Source organism: Streptomyces sp. NPDC001373, assembly GCF_042895815.1.
Classification (GTDB): domain Bacteria; phylum Actinomycetota; class Actinomycetes; order Streptomycetales; family Streptomycetaceae; genus Streptomyces.
In genome coordinates this window covers 214798-229196 of the sequence record NZ_JBIAWQ010000005.1, presented here as the reverse complement: position 1 = coordinate 229196, position 14399 = coordinate 214798, and the positions used below count along the sequence as shown (strand labels likewise).

Below are 14399 nucleotides of genomic sequence, written 5' to 3'. Positions count from 1 at the left end.
GGTGCGGGAAAGCCGCAGAACGGACTCCCCCGACCCCGCGTCCCACGGACGGCGCACCGCACGGGGCCGTGATCGTGACGGCCGAATGGCGATCGTGTGACAGCAGGGACCATGGACATGACCTGAGGGACCACGGGTGAATACGGTCGAACGACGTACGACGGACGTCGAACCGATCTGTCTCCCCTACCCCTTGGAGCTCTTCGTGTACCGCAAAATGATCGCCCCGAGCGTCCTGGCCGCCTCCCTCCTGCTGGTGATCCCGGCATCGGCGGCCGGCTCCGTCCAGGGCGCGCCCGGGATCGGCGACAGCTACTACCCGGAGAGCGGGAACGGCGGCTACGACGTCTCCCACTACGACCTGCGCCTGCAGTACCAGCCGAAGACGGACCTGCTGGAGGGCACGGCCACCCTCCTCACCACCGCCAAGCAGGACCTGTCCCGCTTCAACCTGGACTTCGGCCTCAAGGTGAGCGAGATCCGGGTCAACGGGGCCAAGGCGAAGTTCGCCACCGCCGGCGCGCACGAGCTGGAGGTCACCCCCGCGCAGCCGCTGGCCAAGGGCAGTCAGGCGACCGTCGTCGTCAAGTACGCCGGAAAGCCCTCGGAGTTCAAGATCGACGGCTGGTCCGCCTGGCAGCGCACCCCGGACGGCGGCATCGCGGCTCAGGAGCCCGACTCGGCCGTCTGGTGGTTCCCGAGCAACGACCACCCGCTCGACAAGGCCACCTTCGACGTCTCGGTCAACGTCCCGGACGGCACCCAGGCCATCAGCAACGGCGTGCTCCAGTCGCAGACCTCCCGCCTCGGCTGGACCCGCTACAACTGGCGCTCCAACAAGCCGCAGGCCACCTATCTGGCCACCCTCGCCATCGGCCGGTTCGACATCACCACCGACAGGACGGCGAGCGGCCTGCCGATCCTCAACGCGTACAGCAAGGACCTCGGCGACAACGCGGGCTCGGCGCGCGCGAGCGTCGAGCGGACCGGCGAGGTCGCGGAGTGGCTGGAGTCGGTCTTCGGCCCGTACCCCTTCAACGCGCTGGGCGGCTACGTCCCGAACGTGCCCTCCGGCTTCGCGCTGGAAACCCAGACGCGGCCGTTCTACAGCCCGCGCCAGTTCGCCAACGGCGCGAACGTCTCCGTCGTCGTGCACGAGCTGGCCCACCAGTGGTACGGCGACAGCGTGTCCGTGGACAACTGGAAGGACATCTGGGTCAACGAGGGCTTCGCCCGCTACGCCCAGTGGCTGTGGTCGGAGAAGGAGGGCGAGGGCACGGCGCAGGAGCTGGCGCAGTGGACGTACGACAACCGTCCGGCCGAGGACCCGTTCTGGCAGGTCAAGCCGGGTGACCCGGGCGCCGAGAACCAGTTCCACGGGGCCGTCTACGACCGCGGCGCGATCGCGATCCAGGCGCTGCGCAACGAGGTCGGCGACGAGAGGTTCTTCCAGATCCTCAAGGGCTGGCCGACCGAGCGGGCCTACGGGAACGCCAAGGTCGGGGACTTCGTCCGGTACGCGGAGAAGGTCTCGAACAAGCCGCTCGCCCAGCTCTTCGACACCTGGCTGTACACCCCCGGCAAGCCGTCCTTCGGCGCCCCCGCCGCCCAGGCGGGCTCCCGCTCCCTGGCCCCGGCGAAGCCGGCCGTGGAGCCGAAGTCCTGGAAGAAGATCGCCGCGACGAACACCATCCACGACCACTGACCGACCGACCGACCGCGGTACGCGGACGCGCGCCGGGAGCCCTCAGCGGGCCCCGGCGCGCCGGCGCGCCCGTGCGGCGCGGGCCCGCGGGAGGTAGCGCAGCCGTTCGGGCAGGAGCGGTACGACAAGCCGCACGGCGGTGCTGAACCGCCGCAGCCGCCGCTCCTGGGCCGGCGTCCACTCCAGGCCGATGGCGGAACGGGCGTCGGGCGGCATGTAGCCGACGGTGACGAACGCGCGGAAGCGCAGGTAGCCGGGGCGCAGGAGCGGCCAGGTGATCCGCAGCAGCAGCCGCAGCGCCCGGGAGGCCGGCTCGGGGCGCGGCAGGTCCGCATCGGTGGCGACCAGCTCGCGGGCGACCTTGGTCGGCTCGATCTCCTCGGCCAGCATCCGGTGGTAGTACGGCCAGAACTCCTCGATGCTCTGCGGCATGTCCCGGTCGCGCAGCCCCAGGATCCGGCCCACCTGGAGCCACTCCCGGTACATCTGCCGTTCCTGGGCGGGGGTGGTGCGGCGGAAGAGGTAGCGGCCGGCGTACTGGGCGACCGGGAAGCCGGTGGCGTGCACCCAGGCGTAGCAGGCGGGGTCCAGGGAGTGGTAGTGCCGGCCCCGGGTGTCGGTGCCCTGGATCTCCTTGTGCAGGCGGCGCACCCGGCGTCCCTCCGCGGCGGCCTCCTCCCCGCCGTAGACCCACAGCATCACGGAGCGCAGCGAGCGCTCGCCGCGCCCCCAGGGGTCGGTGCGGAAGACCGAGTACCGGTCGACACCGGCCCCGACGGCCGGGTGGGCGACCTGCATCGTGAAGGCCGCGGGCAGGGTCAGCAGGGAGCGGATGTCCCCCGCGGTGCTCCACAGCACCCCGCCGGGCGGCGGAGGCTCGGGATCGAGGCGCCTGACGGGGCCTTCGGGGGAGATGCGACCCGTGCGGTTCATGAGTTCCATTATGCGAGCGCGAGAAGTCGCGGGCCGGACAGAAAGTCTTGTCACGGGTGTTACCCCGAAGTAACCGCGGCTGCTTGGATGACGGCGTCGATCTTCCCCCGCAGGATTCCACAGGACCGATGGAGACCTCCATGCCGCAGATCCCGCCCCGCAGCCGCGCCGCCGCCACGGCCGTCGCCGCGACCGCCGCCGCCGCGGCCCTCGCCCTCGCCTCCGCGCCCGCCGCCACGGCCGCCGAGACCGCTGCCGCGCCCCGGATGAGCGTCCTGACGTACAACACGTTCCTGATGAGCAAGAACCTCTACCCGAACTGGGGCCAGGACCACCGGGCCGCAGAGATCCCCAAGGCCTCCTTCTTCCAGGGCCACGACGTGGTGGTCCTCCAGGAGGCCTTCGACAACGGAGCCTCGGACGCGCTGAAGGCGAACGCCGCCGCCCAGTACCCGTACCAGACCCCGGTCGTGGGCCGCAGCAAGAGCGGCTGGGACGCCACGGGCGGCTCGTACTCCTCCACCACCCCGGAGGACGGCGGAGTCACGGTCCTCAGCAAGTGGCCGATCGTGCGCAAGGAGCAGGTGGTGTACAAGGACGCCTGCGGCGCCGACTGGTGGTCCAACAAGGGCTTCGCGTACGTGGTGCTGGACGTCAACGGCACCAGGGTGCACGTGGTCGGCACGCACGCCCAGTCCACCGACCCGGGCTGCGGCGCGGGCGAGGCGGCGCAGATGCGCAGCCGCCAGTTCAAGGCGATAGACGCGTTCCTGGACGCCAGGAACATCCCGGCGAACGAACAGGTCATCGTGGCGGGCGACATGAACGTCGACTCCCGCAGCGCGGAGTACTCCTCGATGCTCGCGGACCTCGACCTGGCCGGCGCCGACACCCGCACGGGCCACCCGTACTCCTTCGACACGGCGCTCAACTCGATCGCCAACTACCGCTACCCGACGGACCCCCGCGAGGACCTGGACTACGTCCTCTACCGCAAGGGCAACGCCCGCCCGTCGGGCTGGGAGAACAACGTGGTCAAGGAGCAGTCGGCCCCCTGGACGGTCTCCAGCTGGGGCACGTCGTACACGTACTCCAACCTCTCGGACCACTACCCGGTCGTGGGCCGCTGATCGCGGCCTGCCCCGCTCCTCCCCTCGATGGGCGCAGCGGGGCCGGCCCGGCGGGACCGGGGGTCGACGGGACCTGGGCCGGGCGGTCTCAGGGAGGTGTTGGGGGTTTCCCGCCAGGCAGCGCGTAGCGAGCTGACGCGTGCGGCGGCCCGGCACCGGTCACGCCGGATGCGGCCCGGATGCCCAGTCCGCCGGCCCCCGGTCTGCCCGGCTCGGTGCTGGTCCCGCCGCGTGCCTCTCTCCGGTCCGTCCCGTTCGTTCGGGGGTTTCCCGGCAGTCTTCGGCTCTTCGTGGCGGGACGCCCTGTCAAGGGTGGAGCGCAGCGACATCGCGAAGCGACGCGACGGAGGAGCGCCGTTGACAGGGCGGCCCGACGCGGAAGGACGAGGAGACTGACGGGAAACCCCGAGGCCTCCCCACACCGCCCGGCCGAGACCCCGCCCTCCCGGGTCCCGGCCGACCGTCGAGTCCCCGCCGGCGGTCAGTCCCCCTCGTACAGCCCCTCGATCAGGGCTCCGTACCGCTCCCGGACCACCCGGCGCCGGAGTTTCAGCGTCGGGGTGAGTTCGCCCGTCTCCGGGCCCCACTCCTCGGCCAGGAGGCGGTAGCGCTTGATCTGTTCCGTGCGGTTGAGGCGGGCATTGGCGGTCTCCACCGCGCGGGCGGTCTCCTCCAGGATCGCCGGGTGGGTGGCCAGGTCGGCCAGGGTGGTCGCCTCGATACCACGGGCGGCGGCCCAGGCCGGGGCCAGCTCGGGGTCCAGTACCAGCAGGGCGACGAGGTAGGAGCGGCCATCGCCGTGGACCAGGGCCTGGCCGATCAGCGGGTGCTCCTTGACGGTGTTCTCCACCAGGGCCGGGGCCACGTTCTTGCCGTTCGAGGTGATGATCAGCTCCTTCTTGCGGTCGGTGAGCCACAGGAAGCCGTCCTCGTCGATCCGGCCGATGTCCCCCGTGGGGAACCAGCCCTCGGCGTCGGCGGCGCCCTCCACCGTCCCGTCGGGCCGCAGGTAGCCGTCGAAGACGGTCGCTCCGCGTGCGAGGACCTCCCCGTCCTCGGCGAGCCTGAGCTCCAGCCCCTCGATGGGCCGGCCCACCGAGCCCAGCCGGAAGCCTCCGGGGCTGTTGCTGTTGACGGTGCACACGCCGGAGGTCTCGGTCAGGCCCCAGGCGTCCATGATGGTGATCCCCCAGCCCGCCCAGAAGCGGACCACGTCGATCGGCATCGGCGCGGTCGCGCTGGCCGTCCACAGGAGCCGGTCCAGCCCCGCCAGCCGCAGCAGCGGGTCCAGCACCCGCTCCTTCGCCTCCGCGTACGCGGCCTCCAGCGCGGCCGGGACCTCCTCGCCGCGCTCCCGGTGGCCCGCCCGGGCGCGAGCCACGTCCCCGGCCTCCTCGATGGCGCGCCGCTGCTCCTCCGGGAGGCCCGCGAGCACCGCCCGTACGCCCGCGGCGAGCTTCTCCCAGACCCGGGGCACGCCGAAGAACTGCACGGGCCGCAGCTCGCGGACCGCGGCGGCCACCGCGGCGGGGTCGGCGACGAGCCGGACGTGCGCGGCGCGCAGCAGCGGCAGGTAGATGCCGAGGAGCCGTTCGGCGATGTGGGCGAAGGGCAGGTAGCAGACGTGGTCGGCGTGCTCGGGGAGGTCCACGTGCCGGTCGAGGCGCACGGACTGGAGCAGGATGTTGCGGTGGCTGAGCCGTACGCCCTTGGGGTCACCGGTGGTGCCGGAGGTGTAGACGACCGTCAGGGGGTCCTCGGGGCGGGCCTCCTGCCAGGCCTTCTCGAAGGCGTCGGCGCGGTGGAGGCGGGCCCCGCTCGCGCAGAGGGAGGCGTAGGTGGTGTGGGGGCCGGCCTCGGCGGCCTCGGCGACGACGAGGCGTTCCAGCGGGGTGGCGGGGTCCTCCAGCAGCGGTGCCCACCGGGCGAGTTCGCGGGCGCCCTCGACGACGGCGAGCCGGGCCCGGCTGTGGCGGGCGATGTGGGCGATCTGCTCCGGCGCGGAGGTCCCGTAGACGGTGACGGGGACGGCGCCGAGGTGGACGAGGGCGAGGTCGCTGAGCCAGTGCTCGGGCCGGTTGCCCATCATCAGCAGGACGTGCTCGCCGCGGGCGACGCCCAGGGCGGTGTATCCGGCGGCAAGGACGGCGACGCGGCGGCGGGCCTCGCTCCAGGTGAGGGTCTGCCAGCCGTCCCCGGTGCGCCAGGAGAGGGCGGGCAGGTCCGGGTGTTCGGCGGCGTTGCGGGCGAGCAGGGACGGGAGGGTGAGGTCTTCGGGACGTCCGGGCAGTCGCAGGTTCGTGGTCATGGGCAGCTCCTGGCCGTTTCACATCGTTGGTGCGACAGCAATACTGTTGAACCCGAGCCGTGCAGCAGAGAGCGAGGCGCAGACGATGGCCGACCACCGGGCGACCGAGCCGATGCTCACCGTCGACGAGCTGGCGTCGAAGGCCGGTGTCACCGTCCGCACCGTACGGTTCTACAGCACGCGCGGGCTTTTGCCCCCACCCGTGATCGGACCCCGTCGGGTGGGGCACTACGGCCCGGAGCACCTGTCGCGGCTGGCGCTGATCGAGGAGCTCCAGCACCAGGGGATGACCCTGTCGGCGATCCAGCGCTACCTGGACGCGCTCCCCGACGACCTGAGCGCGCACGACCTGGCGATCCACCGGGCGCTGGTGGCGGCCTGGGCGCCGGACGCGGCGCGGGAGGTCTCGCGGGCGGAGTTGGAGAAGCGGGCCGGGCGGAGCCTGTCGGACGGCGATCTGCGCCGGCTGGCCGCGATGAACGTGATCGCGTGCCGCGGTGAGGGGTTCCGGGTGGATCTGTCCCTGATGCGCCTGGGGGTGGCCCTGCTCGACGTGCCGATCTCCCACGAGACGATCCTCTCGGCGCGCTCGGTCGTGCTGGAGCACGCCCGGGCCACGGCGCACGAGCTGACCCACCTGTTCCGGGACGAGGTATGGGGCCCGTTCACCGAGGACGAGAGCGATCCCGAGCGGGTCGAGTCGATGAAGGCGCTCTCCGCCCACATGCAGCCGATGGTGGTGCAGGCTCTGGTGACGGCGTTTCAACGGTCCCTGCGGGAGGAGCTGCGGGCGGCCTTCGCCGCCGAGGAGTGAGTCGGTGCCGGCGCGCGGCCCACCCGCGGCTGCGGGGCCCCGGCCTGCCGGCGGTGCACCGCTCCGGCCACCCCGACAGCGGCCGCGAACAGCAGCCACGCGGGGCCCGAGGTCAGGGCCACACCGAGCATGACGAAGCGCAGCTGCCCGGTGTCGGGGAGGAGGTCGCACGCCGTCCCCGCGGGCAGACAGGACATCACCGCCCCCGGCAGCGCGATCAGCGTGAGCAGGGCCAGCGTCCCGCAGCCCAGCACCGCCACCATGCCCCGCGCCAGCCGCAGCGGGGCGTGGTCCCGGGTGGCCCGCGCCGCGGCCCACAGCTGGGCGAGCCCGCACGGTGGGAACACAAGCCACCACTGCTCCAACGCAAACAGCAGCACCAGGCACAGCACCCCCGCCCCTAGGCCGGCGGGCACCCCCAACCGGACGGCACGTCCCGCCGTGGGCACGGGCGGGCCGAAGCCGGTCGCTGGCGGTGCGCCGCGCGGGCGGCGGGCCAGGGCGTACCCGAGGACCGGCAGCAGGGCCCCCGTCAGCTCCAGGGGGAACAGAACAGTGGAGAGGCGGCCCGACAGGAGCACCGCGGTTCCCCCGACGAACAGCACGGCGCCGGGTACGGCGGGAGCGACGAACGATGCGGCGTAGATCATCAGGGCAGGCAGCCGCAACAGGAAGTCGAGCATGCCGAACAGGCCGGCGACCGAAGCCGTGAGGACGGCGGCCAGGACGAGGCGGGGCCGGCGCGCCCGCTCCAGTACGGGTTGCCAGGCCTCGGCCAGGGCCGCCAGCCAGCGCAGCAGCGACCACCCGGCCAGGCACATCAGGGCCGTGTACGGCAGGGCGTACGACAGCCCCTTCACGCCGGGGATGAGGGAGACCCACACGCGGTGCGCCCCGAGCAGGTCCGACACGCACAGTCCGAGGCCGAGGCCGAGCCCCGCGGCCCGCAGCCGTGGCACGGCGCCGTCCGTGACGGTCCGCCACACCACTGTGCCGGCCGCGCCGGTCAGCAGCAGGGCGGCGAGCAGCGCGGCGACCGCATCGGGCAGCGGGCCGGACCGGGAGACCCCGCCCGCCGGACCGAGAGCGATGATGTCGTGGAGGAAGGCGACCGCGGCGCCGACCGCCGCCATGTCCCAGAACCCCGTGAGTGAGGGCGGCCGGCCGGCCGCCAGAGCCGCCAGGCGCTGGGCCGGCACGGGATGGACCCGCCGCAGAAGCGCCAGCCGGCCGGCGGTGGCGGTGGCGGCGGGGCCGGGGGCATCCGGAGCGACGCGGGGCCCGTACACCTCGAAGAGCCGCCGCAGGGAGTCGCTGGACCCCTCCCATTCGCACACGCGCGCGTCCGCGTACAGCTCGCGGCTCCGCAGCACGGCACGGGTCAGCAGGGTCACCAGGACGCCCAGGAGCCCCATCTGGCAGGCGAAGAGTGCGAGCGCTGCCAACTGGACCGTGTCCGCCACCGTCGGCGCCAGGAAGAGCGCGAGCGCGACGGCACCCAGCATCGGCGGCCCGCAGGCCCGCCACACGATCAGGGTGAGGAATCCGATGTCCAGGTCGCGGTTGCGGATGTGGGCGAGCTCGTGGAGCACGACCGCCCGGAACGCCGGCCGGTCCCTGCCGTACAGGGCGAGCAGTCCGCCGCTGAGCAGCACCTGCCGCCGGCCCGCCCGGCCGAAGGCCAGCGCGGCCACCGTCGGGTCCAGGGGCTCCGTCAGGAAGGCCACCCGGGCCCGCACTCCCGTCTCGCGCAGGAGCGCCGTGAGGTACGCGGACAGCTCCGGCATGCCGGTGAGCGGCCGGTAGCCGCGCCGGACGGACCGCCAGCGGGGCAGCGCCAGGTAGACCCCGGCGAGTGCCAGCACCAGGCAGCCGGTGGCGGCGAGCGGGAGCAGGCGTCCGGCCGTGCCCCGCGGATCGGTGCAGCCGGACTCGAAGTCGGGGACGAACACGGCCGGGTCCTCGGCGCGCCGGCGGGCGGCCTCGGCGCCGGCACGCCCGACGCAGTCCAGGTACGCCTGCAACTCTTCGAGGTTCAAGGCGTTCAGGACGACGGTCGCCGTCGCGTTCACCGCCAACGCCGTCACGGCCGCCACGGACGCGATGAGCAGGACGAAGCGGACGGTCGTCCCCGACGGCAGGGCGAACGGCCCGGCGGACGCCCCGCGCGCCGGGGGGACGGGTAACGGGCGCGCGGTCACCCCGCGGCGTCCGCCGGGCCCGGGGCGCCCTCCGCGGGGCCGGGGCCCTCGGCCGGCACCGCCGTGAGGGTGGCCAGCTCGGCGACGATGCCGTCCGCGATCGCCTGGGCGGCCGGTTCCGGTACCCGCAGGCGCAGGGCCGTGTCGTAAGCGACGTGGCGCAGCTCGGCGAGCTGGTGCGCGGACAGCGGCTCGCGGGAGGGCAGGACGGGCGACGGCTGGGCCCCGGGCTCGCGGCGGCGGCGCCGGAACCAGCCCCGCAGGCCCTGCCGGGCGGTGTCGGCCACCTGGTCGGCGGCCTGTTGGGAGAGGCGGTCGAGCACCTGCACGGCCGCGGTCAGCGCGACCGTGCCGAGCAGAGCGGCGGCCGTCTCCAGCCCCAGGCCCAGCGCTTCACCGCGTCGGGCGCCGCCGCCGAGCCGCCGGTGCCCGGGAGCGTCGTGGAAGGCCAGCGCCGTCATCTCGAACTGCGGCAGCTCGTGCGGGGCCGCCCGCTCCACCGCTCGCCGCGCCAGCCGTGTCGCCACGTCCCGGTCGTACGCCCCCATGCCGATCGCCCCCGTCCGGCCGTCCAGCCCCGTGGGGGCAGGGTACGCCGGAGACCGGCGGGAGAGGGAGGGTTCGCGCACCGGGGTCCGGAACCCGCCCTCCCCTGTCTTGACGCACCGTCAGTCGGAGTACGTCTCGCCGCGCTCGGCCTTCGCCACCAGGGAGGCCGGCGGGGTGAAGCGCTCGCCGTAGGTGGCGGCGAGCTCGCGGGCACGGGCTACGAAGCCGGGCAGGCCGCCCTCGTAGCCGTTGATGTACTGGATCACTCCACCGGTCCAGGCGGGGAATCCGATGCCCATGATGGAGCCGATGTTGGCGTCGGCGACGGAGGTGAGCACGCCCTCGTCCAGGCAGCGGACGGTGTCCACGGCCTCGGCGAAGAGCATCCTCTCCTTCATGTCCTCGAAGGGGACCTGGGCGGCGTCCGGCTTGGCGAAGTGCTCGCGCAGGCCGGGCCAGATGCGGGTGCGCCTGCCGGTCTCGTCGTACTCGTAGAAGCCGGCGCCCCCGCTGCGGCCGGGGCGGCCGAAGTCGTCGACCATGCGGTCGATGACGCGGTCGGCGGGGTGCTCGGTCCACTCGCGGCCCTCGGCCTCGAAGGCCTTGCGGGTCTCGTTGCGGATCTTGCGCGGGAGGGTGAGGGTGAGCTCGTCCATCAGGGAGAGCACCTTGGCCGGGTAGCCGGCCTGGGCGGCGGCCTGTTCGACGGAGGCGGGCTCGATGCCCTCACCGACCATCGCGACGCCCTCGTTGATGAACTGGCCGATGACGCGCGAGGTGAAGAAGCCGCGCGAGTCGTTGACCACGATGGGGGTCTTGGCGATCTGGCGGACCAGGTCGAAGGCACGGGCGACGGCCTCGTCGCCGGTGCGCCCGCCCTTGATGATCTCGACCAGCGGCATCCTGTCGACGGGCGAGAAGAAGTGCAGGCCGATGAAGTCGGCGGGGCGCGCGACCCCTTCGGCGAGGCCGGTGATGGGGAGGGTGGAGGTGTTGGAGCAGAGCAGGGCGTCGGGGGCGACGACGTCCTGGATCTCCTGGAACACCTTGTGCTTGAGGGCGGTGTCCTCGAAGACGGCCTCGATGACGGCGTCGCAGCCCGCCAGGTCGGCGGCTTCGGCGGTCGGGGTGATCCGGGCGAGCAGCTCGGCCCGCTTGGCCTCGGTGGTGCGGCCCTTGGCGAGCGCCTTGTCGAGCAGCTTCTCGGAGTACGCCTTGCCCTTGGCGGCGGCCTCGGGGGTGATGTCCTTGAGGACCACCTCGATGCCCGCGCGGGCGCAGGAGTAGGCGATGCCCGCGCCCATCATGCCGGCGCCGAGGACGGCGACCCTGCGGACCTCGCGCGGCGGGATGCCCTGGGGGCGGCTGCGGCCGGCGTTGACGGCCTGGAGGTCGAAGAAGAAGGCCTGGATCATGTTCTTCGCGGTCTGGCCGGTGACCAGCTCGGTGAAGTAGCGGGCCTCGATGGTCAGCGCGGTCTCGAAGTCCACCTGGGAGCCTTCGACGGCGCAGGCCAGGATGTTGCGCGGGGCCGGGTACGGGGCTCCGTTCAGCTGCTTCTTGAGGTTGGCGGGGAAGGCCGGCAGGTTGGCGGCGAAGCGCGGGTTGGACGGCGTGCCGCCGGGGATCTTGTAGCCGGGGACGTCCCAGGGCTGCTTCGACTCGGGGTTGGCGTCGATGAAGGCGCGGGCCTTGGCCAGCATCTCCTCGGGTGTGGCGGCCAGTTCGTGGACGAGGCCGTTGTCGAGGGCGCGCTGCGGGTTGTACTGGGTGCCCTGGAGGAGGACCTTCAGGAGGGCGTCGGCGATGCCCATCAGGCGGACGGTGCGGGTGACGCCGCCGCCGGCGGGAAGCAGGCCGAGGGTGACCTCGGGCAGGCCGATCTTGGAGCCGGGGGCGTCGAGGGCGACGCGGTGGTGGGAGGCGAGGCAGATCTCGTAACCGCCGCCGAGGGCGGCGCCGTTGATCGCGGCGACGACGGGCTTGCCGAGGGTCTCGATGCGGCGCAGCGAGCGCTTGATCTCGGTGCCGGTGTCGAAGGCGAGCTGCGCGTGCTCGGGGCGCAGTCCGATCATGTCCTTGAGGTCTCCGCCGGCGAAGAAGGTCTTCTTGGCAGAGGTGTAGATGATGCCGCGGATGGAGTCCTTCTCGGCCTCGGCGCGGTCGGCGATCGCCGCGATGGAGTCCTTGAAGGCCTGGTTCATCGTGTTGGCGGACTGGTTGGGGTCGTCGAGGACCAGGGTGACGACGCCGGTCTCGTCCTGTTCCCAGCGGATCGTGGTGGACTCGCTCATGTTCGCTACTTCCGTGTCAGGGGTGGGATCAGGGGGGCGGGACGGATCAGACGCGCTCGACGATGGTGGCGACGCCCATGCCGCCGCCGACGCAGAGGGTGACGAGGCCGTAGCGCTTGTCCTGGCGTTCCAGTTCGTCGACGACGGTGCCCAGCAGCATGGCGCCGGTGGCGCCGAGCGGGTGGCCGAGGGCGATGGCGCCGCCGTTGACGTTGACCTTGTCGAGGGAGACGCCCATGTCCTTGACGAAGCGCAGGACGACGCCGGCGAAGGCCTCGTTCATCTCGATGAGGTCGATGTCGTCGATGGTCAGCCCGGCCTTGGCGAGGGCCTTGCGGGTGGCGGGGGCGGGGCCGGTGAGCATGATGGTGGGCTCGGAGCCGGAGACGGCCGCCGAGACGATGCGGGCGCGGGGGCGCAGGCCGCCCCGCTCTCCGGCCTCGCGGGTGCCGATGGCGACGAGGGAGGCGCCGTCGACGATGCCGGAGGAGTTGCCGGCGTGGTGGACGTGGTCGATCTTCTCGATCCAGTGGTACTTCTGCAGGGCGACGGCGTCGAAGCCGCCGAGGTCGCCGATGTCGGCGAAGGACGGCTTCAGCTTGGCGAGGGTGTCGGCGGTGGTGCCGGGGCGGACGAACTCCTCGCGGTCGAGGACGACCAGGCCGTTGCGGTCGGTGACGGGGATCACGGATCCGGCGAAGCGGCCCTCCTTGATGGCGGTCGCGGCCCGCTCCTGGGAGAGGGCGGCGTACTCGTCGACGTCGCGGCGGGTGAACCCCTCGATGGTGGCGATCAGGTCGGCGCCGATGCCCTGGGGGACGAAGCCGGTGTCCCAGTTGGTCATCGGGTCGGCGAACCAGGCGCCGCCGTCGGAGGCCATCGGGACGCGGGACATGGACTCGACGCCGCCGGCCAGGACCAGGTCCTCCCAGCCGGAGCGGACCTTGGCGGCGGCCAGGTTGACGGCTTCGAGGCCGGAGGCACAGAAGCGGTTCTCCTGGACGCCCGCGACGGTGTCGGGGAGCCCGGCGGCGATGGCCGCGATGCGGGCGATGTCGGAGCCCTGGTCGCCGACCGGGCCGACGACGCCGAGGACGATGTCGTCGATGGCGGCCGGGTCGAGGCCGGAGTTGCGCTCGCGCAGGGCGTGGATGAGGCCGACGACCAGGTCGATCGGCTTGGTGCCGTGCAGGGCGCCGTTGGCCTTGCCGCGCCCGCGCGGGGTGCGGATCGCGTCGTACACGTACGCTTCGGTGCTCACAGGTCTTGCCTTTCGGGGGAGGTCCGGGATGCGTCGAAGAGGAGCCGGCGGGATCGGGTGTCAGCCGAGGAGGGAGCGGCCGATGATCTCCTTCATGATCTCGGTCGTGCCCCCGTAGATGGTCTGGATGCGGCCGTCGGTGAAGGCCCGCGCCACGCGGTACTCGGTCATGTAGCCGTAGCCCCCGTGCAGCTGGAGGCAGCGGTCGGCGACCCGCTTCTGGAGTTCGGTGGCCCACCACTTGGCCATCGAGGCGTGGACGTGGTCCAGTTCGCCGTTCGCGTGGTCGGTGATGCAGCGGTCGAGGAAGGAGCGGGTGACCGCGCACTCGGTGGCCATCTCGGCGATCTCGAAGCGGACGTGCTGGAGCCTGGCGAGCGGGCGGCCGAAGGCCTCGCGTTCCTTGACGTACGTTGTGGTGATCTCCAGCAGGTGCTCGGCGGCGGCGATGGCGGCCATGGCGATGCCCATGCGCTCCTGCGCGAGGTTGGTCATCAGGTGGACGAAGGCGCCGTTGAGCTCGCCGAGCAGGTTCTCCTTGGGGACGCGTACGTCGTTGAAGAAGAGTTCGGCGGTGTCCTGGGACTTCTGGCCGATCTTGTCGAGGTTGCGGCCGCGTTCGAAGCCCTCCGCGCCGCGCTCGACGACCAGCAGCGACAGTCCGTGCGCCCCGCCCTCGGGGGTGGTCTTCGCGACGACGATCACCAGGTCGGCGAGGATGCCGTTGGAGATGAAGGTCTTGGAGCCGTTGAGCAGCCAGTGGTCGCCGCGGTCCTCCGCGCTGGTGCGGATGCCCTGGAGGTCGGAGCCGGCGCCCGGCTCGGTCATCGCGATCGCGGTGACGGTCTCGCCCGAGCAGAATCCGGGCAGCCAGCGGCGCTTCTGCTCCTCGGTGCCCAGCGAGGTGAGGTAGGGGCCGATGATGTCGTTGTGCAGGCCGATCGCCAGGCCAGGGGTGCCGGCCCGGGTGAACTCCTCGGCGAGGACGGCCGCGTAGCGGAAGTCGGGGTTGCCGCCGCCCCCGTACTCCTCGGGCACGGCGAGGCCGAGCAGCCCCTGCCGGCCGGCGGCGCGCCAGGCCTCGCGGCTGACGATGCCGTCCTTCTCCCACTGCTCGTAGTACGGCAGCACCTCCTTGGCGAGGAAGGTGCGGACGGTCTCGCGGAACGCCTCGTGGTCGGCGTCGTAGATGCGGCGTTGCATC

The 14399-nt window shown here is 72.6% G+C and carries 10 protein-coding genes; 3 read left to right on the top strand and 7 right to left on the bottom strand.

All coding sequences use genetic code 11. The features are described 5' to 3' along the window. Positions 1 to 217: 217 nt before the first annotated feature. Complete coding sequence (locus tag ACFY15_RS14350) at positions 218 to 1705, top strand: M1 family metallopeptidase (protein ID WP_390687047.1); 1488 nt, start codon at positions 218 to 220, stop codon at positions 1703 to 1705. Between the two features lie 42 nt (positions 1706 to 1747). Here the strand turns inward: ACFY15_RS14350 and ACFY15_RS14345 are convergent, their stop codons facing one another. Next, positions 1748 to 2638, bottom strand: a complete 891-nt coding sequence (locus ACFY15_RS14345; protein WP_390686777.1) for an oxygenase MpaB family protein — start codon at positions 2636 to 2638, stop codon at positions 1748 to 1750. A 140-nt stretch (positions 2639 to 2778) separates the two neighbouring features. On the opposite strand from ACFY15_RS14345, the gene sph reads away from it, so the two are divergent. After that, positions 2779 to 3768 carry a sphingomyelin phosphodiesterase gene (gene sph, locus ACFY15_RS14340; protein WP_390686776.1) on the top strand — a complete coding sequence of 330 codons (990 nt, stop codon included), beginning with the start codon at positions 2779 to 2781 and terminating at the stop codon, positions 3766 to 3768. Between the two features lie 481 nt (positions 3769 to 4249). Here the strand turns inward: sph and ACFY15_RS14335 are convergent, their stop codons facing one another. Continuing rightward, complete coding sequence (locus ACFY15_RS14335) at positions 4250 to 6076, bottom strand: AMP-dependent synthetase/ligase (RefSeq protein WP_390686775.1); 1827 nt, start codon at positions 6074 to 6076, stop codon at positions 4250 to 4252. Between the two features lie 85 nt (positions 6077 to 6161). Between ACFY15_RS14335 and ACFY15_RS14330 the strand changes: the two genes are divergently transcribed. Next, positions 6162 to 6890: a MerR family transcriptional regulator gene (locus tag ACFY15_RS14330; RefSeq protein WP_390825569.1), complete on the top strand. Its 729-nt coding sequence runs from the start codon at positions 6162 to 6164 to the stop codon at positions 6888 to 6890. Here ACFY15_RS14330 and ACFY15_RS14325 read toward each other — a convergent pair. The 5 genes from ACFY15_RS14325 to ACFY15_RS14305 all read right to left on the bottom strand — a co-directional run bounded on the left by ACFY15_RS14325 (position 6839) and on the right by ACFY15_RS14305 (position 14398). Further along, complete coding sequence (locus ACFY15_RS14325; protein WP_390686773.1) at positions 6839 to 9091, bottom strand: M48 family metalloprotease; 2253 nt, start codon at positions 9089 to 9091, stop codon at positions 6839 to 6841. The two genes, ACFY15_RS14330 and ACFY15_RS14325, sit on opposite strands and share 52 nt — an antisense overlap. Further along, a complete protein-coding gene (locus ACFY15_RS14320; protein ID WP_390686772.1) occupies positions 9088 to 9618 on the bottom strand; it encodes a hypothetical protein in 531 nt (176 codons plus the stop codon). Before ACFY15_RS14320 ends, ACFY15_RS14325 begins: the two co-directional genes overlap by 4 nt. Before the next feature lie 141 nt (positions 9619 to 9759). Further along, on the bottom strand, positions 9760 to 11934 hold the full coding sequence (locus tag ACFY15_RS14315; RefSeq protein WP_390686771.1) for a 3-hydroxyacyl-CoA dehydrogenase NAD-binding domain-containing protein: 2175 nt from the start codon (positions 11932 to 11934) through the stop codon (positions 9760 to 9762). A 46-nt stretch (positions 11935 to 11980) separates the two neighbouring features. Beyond that, a complete protein-coding gene (locus ACFY15_RS14310) occupies positions 11981 to 13195 on the bottom strand; it encodes an acetyl-CoA C-acetyltransferase (protein WP_390825568.1) in 1215 nt (404 codons plus the stop codon). Positions 13196 to 13255: 60 nt separating this feature from the next. After that, the gene (locus tag ACFY15_RS14305) at positions 13256 to 14398 is read right to left on the bottom strand and encodes an acyl-CoA dehydrogenase family protein (RefSeq protein WP_390686769.1); all 1143 of its coding nucleotides are present in this window, start codon (positions 14396 to 14398) and stop codon (positions 13256 to 13258) included. Position 14399: the final 1 nt, after the last annotated feature.

What these genes read in the sequence shown, in the direction of transcription:
- ACFY15_RS14330 (WP_390825569.1), top strand. Translation starts at nt 6,162, where the DNA reads ATGGCCGACCACCGGGCGACCGAGCCGATGCTCACCGTCGACGAGCTG.
- ACFY15_RS14315 (WP_390686771.1), bottom strand. Translation starts at nt 11,934, where the DNA reads ATGAGCGAGTCCACCACGATCCGCTGGGAACAGGACGAGACCGGCGTC.
- sph (WP_390686776.1), top strand. Translation starts at nt 2,779, where the DNA reads ATGCCGCAGATCCCGCCCCGCAGCCGCGCCGCCGCCACGGCCGTCGCC.
- ACFY15_RS14345 (WP_390686777.1), bottom strand. Translation starts at nt 2,638, where the DNA reads ATGAACCGCACGGGTCGCATCTCCCCCGAAGGCCCCGTCAGGCGCCTC.
- ACFY15_RS14350 (WP_390687047.1), top strand. Translation starts at nt 218, where the DNA reads ATGATCGCCCCGAGCGTCCTGGCCGCCTCCCTCCTGCTGGTGATCCCG.
- ACFY15_RS14335 (WP_390686775.1), bottom strand. Translation starts at nt 6,076, where the DNA reads ATGACCACGAACCTGCGACTGCCCGGACGTCCCGAAGACCTCACCCTC.
- ACFY15_RS14305 (WP_390686769.1), bottom strand. Translation starts at nt 14,398, where the DNA reads ATGCAACGCCGCATCTACGACGCCGACCACGAGGCGTTCCGCGAGACC.